The sequence below is a fragment of the Candidatus Methylomirabilota bacterium genome (assembly GCA_036001065.1).
GTDB lineage: Bacteria > Methylomirabilota > Methylomirabilia > Rokubacteriales > CSP1-6 > MNEF01.
In genome coordinates this window covers 1-8,741 of the sequence record DASYUQ010000208.1, presented here as the reverse complement: position 1 = coordinate 8,741, position 8,741 = coordinate 1, and the positions used below count along the sequence as shown (strand labels likewise).

At 70.7% G+C, this 8,741-nt stretch carries 9 protein-coding genes; 7 read left to right on the top strand and 2 right to left on the bottom strand.

What is annotated here, in order from left to right; genetic code table 11:
- The 4 genes from VGV13_20075 to VGV13_20060 all read left to right on the top strand — a co-directional run.
- The coding region (locus VGV13_20075) for a universal stress protein (GenBank protein HEV8643383.1) at positions 1-1,527 on the top strand (1,527 nt) is incomplete at its 5' end.
- 215 nt (positions 1,528-1,742) lie between these two features.
- The gene (locus VGV13_20070) at positions 1,743-3,056 is read left to right on the top strand and encodes a radical SAM protein (protein HEV8643382.1); all 1,314 of its coding nucleotides are present in this window, start codon (positions 1,743-1,745) and stop codon (positions 3,054-3,056) included.
- Complete coding sequence (locus VGV13_20065) at positions 3,053-3,490, top strand: hypothetical protein (GenBank protein HEV8643381.1); 438 nt, start codon at positions 3,053-3,055, stop codon at positions 3,488-3,490. Before VGV13_20070 ends, VGV13_20065 begins: the two co-directional genes overlap by 4 nt.
- Positions 3,487-4,344 carry a P-loop NTPase gene (locus VGV13_20060; GenBank protein ID HEV8643380.1) on the top strand — a complete coding sequence of 286 codons (858 nt, stop codon included), beginning with the start codon at positions 3,487-3,489 and terminating at the stop codon, positions 4,342-4,344. Before VGV13_20065 ends, VGV13_20060 begins: the two co-directional genes overlap by 4 nt.
- A 263-nt stretch (positions 4,345-4,607) precedes the next feature.
- Here VGV13_20060 and VGV13_20055 read toward each other — a convergent pair whose 3' ends face one another.
- Positions 4,608-5,324, bottom strand: coding sequence for a hypothetical protein (locus VGV13_20055; protein ID HEV8643379.1), 717 nt, complete (start codon positions 5,322-5,324; stop codon positions 4,608-4,610).
- A 280-nt stretch (positions 5,325-5,604) separates the two neighbouring features.
- Here VGV13_20055 and VGV13_20050 point away from each other — a divergent pair, with 280 nt between their 5' ends.
- From VGV13_20050 to VGV13_20040, 3 genes are read left to right on the top strand one after another with little or no spacing between them, the layout of a single operon-like run.
- Positions 5,605-6,489: a PAC2 family protein gene (locus tag VGV13_20050; protein ID HEV8643378.1), complete on the top strand. Its 885-nt coding sequence runs from the start codon at positions 5,605-5,607 to the stop codon at positions 6,487-6,489.
- On the top strand, positions 6,486-7,373 hold the full coding sequence (locus tag VGV13_20045) for a M23 family metallopeptidase (GenBank protein HEV8643377.1): 888 nt from the start codon (positions 6,486-6,488) through the stop codon (positions 7,371-7,373). Before VGV13_20050 ends, VGV13_20045 begins: the two co-directional genes overlap by 4 nt.
- 45 nt (positions 7,374-7,418) lie before the next feature.
- Entirely contained in the window at positions 7,419-7,622 is a 204-nt protein-coding gene (locus VGV13_20040) for a hypothetical protein (protein ID HEV8643376.1), read from the top strand.
- A gap of 171 nt (positions 7,623-7,793) precedes the next feature.
- On the opposite strand, the gene VGV13_20035 is transcribed toward VGV13_20040, so the two are convergent.
- A partial coding sequence (locus VGV13_20035) for a squalene/phytoene synthase family protein (protein HEV8643375.1) occupies positions 7,794-8,741 on the bottom strand: 948 nt, incomplete at its 5' end.

The window sequence follows — 8,741 nt, the reverse complement described above, 5'->3', positions numbered from 1 at the left end:
GACCTCGTCGTGATGGGCGCCCTGGGCATGGGCGCCGTCAAGGACAGCCAGCTGGGGTCGGTGACCGAGCGCTTCGTGCGCCGGGTCTCCACCGACACCCTGGTCGTCCGCAACCACGATCCCCTGCGGGACCAGCAGGGGGCCATCGTCGTCGGCCTCGACGGCTCGCCCCAGTCCTTCCACGGCCTCCAGCTGGGCATCGCGCTGGCCAAGGCGCTGGGCCGGCCCCTGCAGGCCGTCGCGGTCTATGACCCCTATCTCCATTACGCCATGTTCAACAGCATCGTCGGCGTCCTGAACGAGAAGGCCTCCAAAATCTTCCGCTTCAAGGAGCAGGAGCAGCTTCACGAGGAGATCATCGATACGGGGCTGGCCAAGATCTACCAGTCGCATCTGGAAATTGGCCGCAAGCTCGCCGCTGACGAAGGTGTCGATCTGGCGATCACTCTCCTCGACGGGAAATGTTTCGAAAAAATCCTCACCTTCGCGCGCAAGGAGCAGCCATGGCTGCTCATCGTCGGCCGCATCGGCGTCCACTCCGACGAGACCGAGGTGGACCTCGGCTCCAACACCGAGAACCTCCTGCGGCTGGCCCCCGGCAACGTGCTGCTGACGGGCGGCAAGTTCTACCCGCCGCTCGACGTGAAGGCCGAAGAGATCATCGCGTGGACGGAGGAGGCCGAGGCCCGGATGGCGCGCGTGCCGCCCCAGGTCAAGGGCGTGGCGCGCACCGCGCTCCTCCGCTATGCGATCGAGCAGGGCCACACGGTCATCACCAACAAGGTCATCGACGAGGCGATGGCGATCTTCATGCCCACGCGCATGGCCGAGAAGATGCAGATCATGGCCGAGGACCTGGCCGTCGCCAGCCTCCGCAAGGAGCAGCAGGCGGCCACCGCCATCTGTTCGATCTGCGGCTATACCGTCAAGGGGCCTAACGCCGTCGTGGCGTGCCCGGTGTGCCGGGCGGGGGCGGACAAGTTCCAGGTGATCACGCGCGACGTCGTCGAGACGATTGCGGCCCAGGAAGGCGGCATCGAGGAGGAGGAGTCGATGCCGGGCGTGCAGGTGAAGTGGTCGGCCGACGCCCGCGACGCGCTCCGCGAGGTGACCGACGCCTACCTGCGCCGCCGGGCCAAGGCCCGGATCGAGAAGTACGCGCGGTCGAAGAAGATCCCCGTGATCACCTGCGCACTGGCCCTGCCCATGATCGAGGAGACGGTGGGCCGGGAGAAGCTGGGCGCCGGGTGGGACACGCTGCTGGCCAAGACGAAGTTCGAGCCGGCCGCGGCGCCGGCGGCCGACACCGGCGGCGCGTTCGCCTGGACCGAGGAGGCGGCGGCCCGCCTCAACCGGGTGCCGGCCGGCTTCATGCGCGACATGACGCGCGAGGAGGTCGAGCGGGTGGCGACCGACAAGGGCGTCGCTACCATCGACCTGGCGACCTGCGAGGAGGGGATCGGCCACGCGCGGCAGACGATGAACGAGGTCATCGCGGGATACGTCTCGAACAAGAAGCCTCGGTAGCGGCATGACGGGCGCTCGGGGCGGGGGGCCGGACGGGGGCCGGCGACCACGAGGGCGGCGGCGAGGGTCGCGTGGCGTGATCCATGCCACGCGCGCGGCGCAGTCCAGGTCGCCAAGAAACGGGTCGGCGGCCCCCGTCCGGCCCCCCGCCTCCACCGGGCGAGCACGCCGCCGCCGGCGGTCCTCGTCCGAGCGGTCTCCTCGCTCACTGCATCATGGGTGATCAATACACCGCGTATTCGGTGTCGTGGAACCTCACGCAGCGGTGCAACCTGGAGTGCGCGCACTGTTACCTGTCGGCCTTCGCCGGGGCCGACCCGCGCGGCGAGCTGACGACCGAGGAGTGCCGACGGGTCATCGACGAGATCGCGCTCGTCAACCCCAACGTCTTCCTGATCCTCACCGGCGGCGAGCCGTTGCTGCGGCGGGACATCTGGGAGATCGCCGGGTACGCCGCCGAGAAGCGCTTCACGACGGTCCTGGGGACCAACGGGGTTCTCCTCCGCGAGAGGCAAGCGCAGCTGATGCGCCGGCACGGCGTGCTGGGCGCTTCGATCAGCCTCGACTCCACCGATCCGGACAGGCACGACGCCTTCCGCCACCTGGCCGGGGCATGGCAGGGGGCGGTCCGCGCGACGAAGGTCCTCGCGGAGGCGGGGCTCGACTTCTCCCTGCACATGTCCGTCACCGACTGGAACGTGAACGAGGTCCCGGCGATGATCGACCTGGCCCGGGAGCTGGGTGCCAAGGTGCTCAACTTCTTCTTCCTGGTGCGCACCGGGCGGGGCCGGGACCTCACCGACATCGACGCGGCGGCCTACGAGCGGATCCTGACGTACCTGGCCGAGGCCCAGGAGACGAAGGCCCGGACGAGCTTCGACGATCCGTGGTCAGCGCCGGTGGGGCGGGCCGACGACCTCTTGATCCGCGCCAAGTGCGCGCCCCACTTCCGCCGCATCCTCTGGCAGCGCAATCCCGAATCGCCGCTACTCCGGAACTACGCCCACGGCTCGTGTCCCGCCGGCAAGTACTACTGCCGCATCACGCCCGAAGGCGACGTGACGCCGTGCCCGTACATGCCTGTGGCGGCCGGCAATCTCCGCCGCCAGTCCTTCACCGACCTCTGGCGCGAGGCCTCCGTCTTCGCCGATCTCCGGGAACCGAAGCTGGGCGGGCGCTGCGGCGTCTGCGAGTTCTCCAAGATCTGCGGGGGCTGCCGCTGTCGCGCCTACGCGACCTACGGCGATTATCTGGCCGAGGACCCCGCGTGCGGGTACCAGCCCGGCGCTCTCGGCGGCAAGGTCATCGAGCTGCCGGCCACGCTCACGTTCGGCCTGCCGGTCGCCTGCGAGCTGGCCTGGGAGGAGGCGGCCCGCGCCCGTCTTCAGGCGATTCCCTCCTTCGCCCGCGGGATGGTGGTCAAGGCCGTGGAGGCGTACGCGCGCAGACGGGGCGACACCCTGATCACGCCCGCGCTGCTCGCAGACGTGCGCGCGCGCTGGGGTGGTCGCTTCCGGCCGCAGGCATGAGCGGGACCGATCGGTTCCGTCTCGCTGCGCGGGCCTACTTCGCTTACGGCATCGTCTACTTCGTCGGCGGTCTCTACCTGATTGCTCACGGCGTCGGCGTGGCCGGGGGCGCTGCGGCCGGGGGGAGGGCCTCCCTCGGCCTGTGGGCCGTCCTGGGGCTCGTCCTCGTCCTCCTGATCCCCTTCTTGCTGCGCCATCGGCGCGCATGGTTCGAGCGCTGGATCCTCTCGCGTCGGGACTTCGCCCGGATCCTGGCCCTCTTCCTCGCCTTCCGGGCCTGGAAGGTGGGTGAGGTCGCGCTGCGCTCCGGTGGCGGGTCGGTGGCGGCGCCCTGGGGTGGCGTCGTAACGTTCCAGGCCGGGGCCGTGGTGTTCTTCTTCGTGACCGTGGCGGCACTCGTCTGCGTCGCGCTGGCGGCCTGGGGAGAGGAATGAAGCGCTACAAGGACGTCGCGGGTGATGGCGGCTCGAACGTCGTCGGCCAGGTCGCCGCCCAGCAGGAGCGGCTGCGCCAGCGCCTGGCCGGGGTCCGCGCGATCCTGGCCGTCGTCTCGGGCAAGGGTGGGGTGGGCAAGTCCACGCTCACCGCGAGCCTGGCCGGCTGCTTCGCCGCCGCCGGCTGGCGCGTGGGCGTGCTGGACGCCGACCTCAACGGACCCACCATGGCCAAGATGCTCGGCGTCCGCGGCCGCCGGCTGGTGATGGCCGGCGACGCCGTCGAGCCCCCCGTGTCCGCGCTGGGCATCAAGGTGATGTCGATGGACCTGCTGCTCGCCTCGGACTCGACCCCGCTCACGTGGCAGGCGCCCACGCAGGAGGAGGCGCACACCTGGCGCGGCAGCATGGAGGCGCAGGCGCTGCGGGAGTTCCTGGCCGACACCAACTGGGGCGGGCTGGATGCGCTGGTGATCGACCTGCCGCCCGGCACCGACCGGCTGGTCACCGTCGCTTCCCTGGTGCCCAGGCTGTCCGGAACGATCATGGTCACCATCCCCTCGGATGTCTCGCAGCTCGTCGTCAGGAAGTCGATCACAGTGGCGCGCCAGGCGCAGGCGCCCGTGCTCGGGCTCGTGGAGAACATGGCGGGGCTCTTCCCGGGTCCCGACGCCGCCGCCCTGGCCGAGGAGGCGGGGATCCCGCTGCTGGGACGCGTCCCCTTCGATCGGGCGCTCGCTGCGGCGACGGATCGGGGCGATCCCTTCGTCGTCTCGCACGCGGGCAGCGAGGCTGCGCGTCAGCTGACTGCGATCGCCGCGAAAATCCGAGACGCGGTCACGCATCCACGCTAGCTACTTTCCGGTGCGGAAGTGAGGACGTTCGCCCCCTGTTTTCGCGGGACGCCCGGGTCCGAAGCGGCTCGAACGCGCAATGTTGTTGACGGACTCATCGGGGCCGCGTCATCGTCCGGACAGGGCGCTGCTGGCCGACGGGGTCCGTGTCCTGACGCGGACCATGCAGTTGAGGTGAGCGCCGTTCGAGTGCCGGCTTTGCCGGCGCAACCTATTCCTGGGGGGAGGTTTCGGAAGGGGGGCGAAGCCCCCCTCCGAGTCTCCTAGCGGGGGCAGGTGACGCCCTTCTCCATATCGTAGTTGGCGACCTTGTAGGTGGACACGAAGTTGTCGTCCCAGGCCGTGAGCTTGAGCTGGCCCAATCCCATCTCGCCGTCCCAGCCGAGCACGCGCGCCCCGTCCGCGAGCTGGCCGATGGAGGCCCGGCCGGCCAGATAGTCCGCCGTCGCCGACTTCGTGATGAACACCGCGATCGTCTCGTGGACCGGACGATCGGCGGCGGGGCGTGCGCCCTGCTTGAGCCACTCGAGAATGATCGTGAAGCCGTCGAGCGACGCATCGGCCATCAGCGCCTTGTCGGCGCCCATCCGTCTCAGCAGCGGGCCGACGTAGCGGGAGAACATCGCCGAGGCGCGCTGCTCCACCTTGAGGTTGGCGAACTCCGGCGACGGATCCTGCTCGATGTAGACGCGCATCGAGAGGTACCGGTCGTCCTGCGTCGCGCCTTTGGGCCGGAAGAAGCCGATGGACTGCTTCTGCACCTCCAGCCACGGCAGGCAGTGGTAGACCGTCGCGTTCAGCGCGCTGAGCGCGACCGCGTGGCTCGTGGCCAGCCGCCGCGCCTTGTCCGACGTGTACTGGTCGGCCGGGAGAATGCGGTCGCCCGGGGGCGCCGCCCAGGCCACGGGCGCGGCGCAGAGCCCGAGGAGCACGACCAGCGCGAAGAGACTCTTGGCGGCGCGGAGTCTGTAGGTCTTCATGAACGCGCAACAATGCACAGAAAATGCCACAAATCAGAGTATCGCGATATTGCCCGGTTGAGGGCGCGGCGCTCGCCGCCAATTGCCATGGATGGCGACAAAATGACCCGGCGTTGACCGCGCCGCGCCCTCCGTGCTCTTGCCCTCTCGGTTGAGGACCGACGAACAGGTGATCGCCCGACGCGAACCCGGTCGGATGGCGCCCCGGCCGCCGGCCGGGCGCGGGAACGGTCAATCCGCGCCCAGTGACGTGATAGACTCCCTGTGGCAAGGAGCCTCGATGGACCCGCTGAAGATCCACGCCATGCCGGGAAGCTTCCGCCGTCCCATCCTGGTCATGGCCTTCACCGGCTGGAACGACGCGGCAGAGGTGGCCACGACGGCGGCGCGCTACCTGGCGGCGTCGTTTCACGCCGAGAAGTTCGCCGAGATCGAGCCCGAGGACTTCTATCACTTCGGGCTCACGCGCCCGTACGTGCGCTTCAAGGCAGGCTCGCAGGTCGAGCGCGAGGTCGTCTGGCCGGCCACGGAGTTCTCGATCACTCAGTCGCCCGAGCTCGGGCGCGACGTGATCGTGGGCGTGGCCCCCGAGCCCCACTTGAGGTGGAAGGCGTACTGCGACACGGTGCTCGGGCTGGCGCGGGTGTGCGAGGCGAGGCTGGTGCTGACCCTGGGCGCGCTCTTGGCCGAGGTGGCGCACACGAAGCCCGTCCGGCTCGTCGGTGGCGCCTCCGACCCCGAGTTGGCCGCCCTCCTCGGGATACGGCCCACCAGGTATGAGGGCCCCACGGGCATCGTAGGCGTGCTGAACACCATCTGCCGCGAGCGGGGCATGCAGACGGCGAGCCTCTGGGCCAACGTCCCCCACTACATCTCCGGCATCGAAAACCCCAAGGCGTCGCTGGCGCTGGTACGGCGGGCGCTCGGCCTGTTCGGGGCCAGCCCGGACCTGAGCGATCTGGAAGAGGCGGGCCGGCAGTTCGACCAGAACATGGCGGAGGTCGTCGCCCAGAACGCGAAGATCCGCAAGTACGTGGCCAAGCTCGAGGCGCGGGAGGCCGACGAGGAGGAAGGCGCCCAGGGTCGGGATGAGAGCGATCTGCCGCCCGCCTCGGAGCTGGTCGAAGAGATCGAGCAGTTCCTCCGCCAGCAGCGCCCGGAGTGACGGCCGCCCGCGCGCTCGCGGCCCTCGCCGCGCTCCTTCCCCTCGCGGTCGGCGCCCTCGCCCCGGCGGTCGCCGCCGCCCACGTCATTAAGGTAACCTGGCAGCCGGCGCGCCCGCGCATCGGCGACGTCGGCTGGGTCTTCGTCCAGACCGCCCCGGATGACGCCACCCTCGAGGGATCGGTCGGTGGGCACCCCCTGCGCTTCTTTCCCTACGCGGGCGGTCACGCCGCGGTGGTGGGGTTCGATCTCGAGACGAAGCCGGGTCCCCACACCTGGCGGCTGGCGGTGCTCCGGCCCGGCGTCGGGCCGCAGACGGCCCAGGGCCGGATTCACGTGCAGCGGCGCGACTTCCCCGTGCAGCGGCTCAGCCTGCCCCGGCCGATGGTGGACCTAGACCCCGAGACCGAGCGTCGAGCTGTCACCGAGGCAGAGCGCCTGCGCACCCTGTATCGCATGGTGACGCCGGACCGGCTCTGGCGGGGTCGGTTTACGCGCCCCGTCGGTGGCACCGAACCCGGCAGCGGCTTTGGGGCGCGCCGCATCATCAACGGCCAGCCGCGGTCACCCCATGCCGGCATCGACTATGCCGCGCCCCGCGGCACCCCGGTGGTGGCGACCAACGACGCGCGGGTGGCGCTTGTCGCCGACTACTTCTTCCCCGGGCGGCTGGTCGTGCTCGACCACGGTCTGGGGCTCTACACGCTCTACTTCCACCTGGACGACGTCAGGGTCTCGGAGGGCGAGCGTGTCAGCCGCGGGCAGCCGATCGGGGCAGTCGGGGCGACCGGCCGCGCAACGGGGCCGCATCTGCACTTCGGGGCCCAGGTGGGGGCGGCCCGGATCGACCCTGAGACCCTCCTGGAGCTCACCGTCCGCGATTAGCGGCGGCGCCGCGCTTTCGCCTTGCCCTTGGCCTTCCGGCGGGCCTTGGCCTTCCCCGTGGCCTTCCGCTTCGCTTTGGGCTTCGCCCTGGGCTTGGGCTTTGGCTTGGGCGTCGCCGCCTTCGGCGCCGCGGGCGTCGGCGCCGCCGGTACGCTCGGCCTCGATGGAGGCATCACCGGCGGGCTCGGCCGCGGGGGGCTGGGGGGTGGGGGCGGTGTGCTCGGCATCCAGGACTGCGTGTCGCCGTAGGGTCGCTCCATCGTGTCCTCCCGCTGGGGATGAATGGGCTACGCTGCTTACGGTGCGGCATCGTGTCGCATGCGCGCAAGAGGGAATTTTCGTGCTATAGAAGTCACTGTGGCGCAGTGGCAGCGCGGCGTGGCTCCGCGCCCGGCGCCACCGAGCGTCGCCGCGCCGCGCTCAGAGGGTGATGCGTCGGCGCCGCCGCCCGGCCTCGGCCGCCAGCGCGTCGTTCGACCACACCGTGACCAGCGAGCGGGCGAGGATCGCGCGTACCTGCGCGCGCGAAATCTTGATCGGCGCGGGCGCCGCTAGGGGGTCGGAGTGCGCGGCCAGCTTCTCGATCGTGGCGAGGCCGATCAGCAACGGCCAGGCACAGGCCAGACGCATCCGCCACTCGAGACGCGGGATGGCCAGCGTGTACTGCCAGGCGGCCGCGTAATGCTCCAGGGCGGCGGCGAGCAGCCGGTGGACCAGCGGGCGGACCCGCGGCGTGGCTGACGGGTCGAGGAGATCGCGGGGCTTCAGTCCCAGCGCCGCCAGCTCACGTCCGGGGAGATAGCACCGACCGTTCCTCAGGTCGCCCGGCACGTCGCGCAGTACGTTCGTCATCTGGAGCGCCTTGCCGAACCGTACGGCGCGCGCGCTCATCTCCTCGAGATTCCAGCCCTGGAGACGCGGACGGTGGGCGACGTGGAGCGCGGTCCAGAACGGGCCGACGCAGCCGGCCACGAGATACGTGTACTGATCGAGCTCGGCGAGCGTCTCCAGCGCCGTCAGGCTCCCGGCGTCCTCCCCCGGAAAACGCGTCAGATCGAAGAGCATGCCCGAGGTCAGCGTCGCCAGCACGGAGCGCGCCGCCGCACGGTCCGCCGGCGGCAGGCGCTCCAGCCGCGCCACCGCCTCCCCAACGCGCTCGAGCAGCCGGCGCTCGGGGCCATGCTGATGAGGCGCGGCGGCGAGGGCGACGACGGTGACGTCGGCCGCCGCCCCGGCGACGGCGCGGCGGAGGGTCTCGAGGTGGGCGATGCGCTCGGCGCGCGCGATCAGGCGCGTGTCGGCGACGGTGTCGGCGGCGCGGGCCAGGAGATACGCGAGACCGATCGGCTCCCGCAGACCGGCCGGCAG

Bases quoted from the DNA above. Each gene is read 5' to 3' on its own strand.
- VGV13_20070 (HEV8643382.1), top strand. From the start codon at position 1,743: ATGGGTGATCAATACACCGCGTATTCGGTGTCGTGGAACCTCACGCAG.
- VGV13_20065 (HEV8643381.1), top strand. From the start codon at position 3,053: ATGAGCGGGACCGATCGGTTCCGTCTCGCTGCGCGGGCCTACTTCGCT.
- VGV13_20060 (HEV8643380.1), top strand. From the start codon at position 3,487: ATGAAGCGCTACAAGGACGTCGCGGGTGATGGCGGCTCGAACGTCGTC.
- VGV13_20055 (HEV8643379.1), bottom strand. From the start codon at position 5,324: ATGAAGACCTACAGACTCCGCGCCGCCAAGAGTCTCTTCGCGCTGGTC.
- VGV13_20050 (HEV8643378.1), top strand. From the start codon at position 5,605: ATGGACCCGCTGAAGATCCACGCCATGCCGGGAAGCTTCCGCCGTCCC.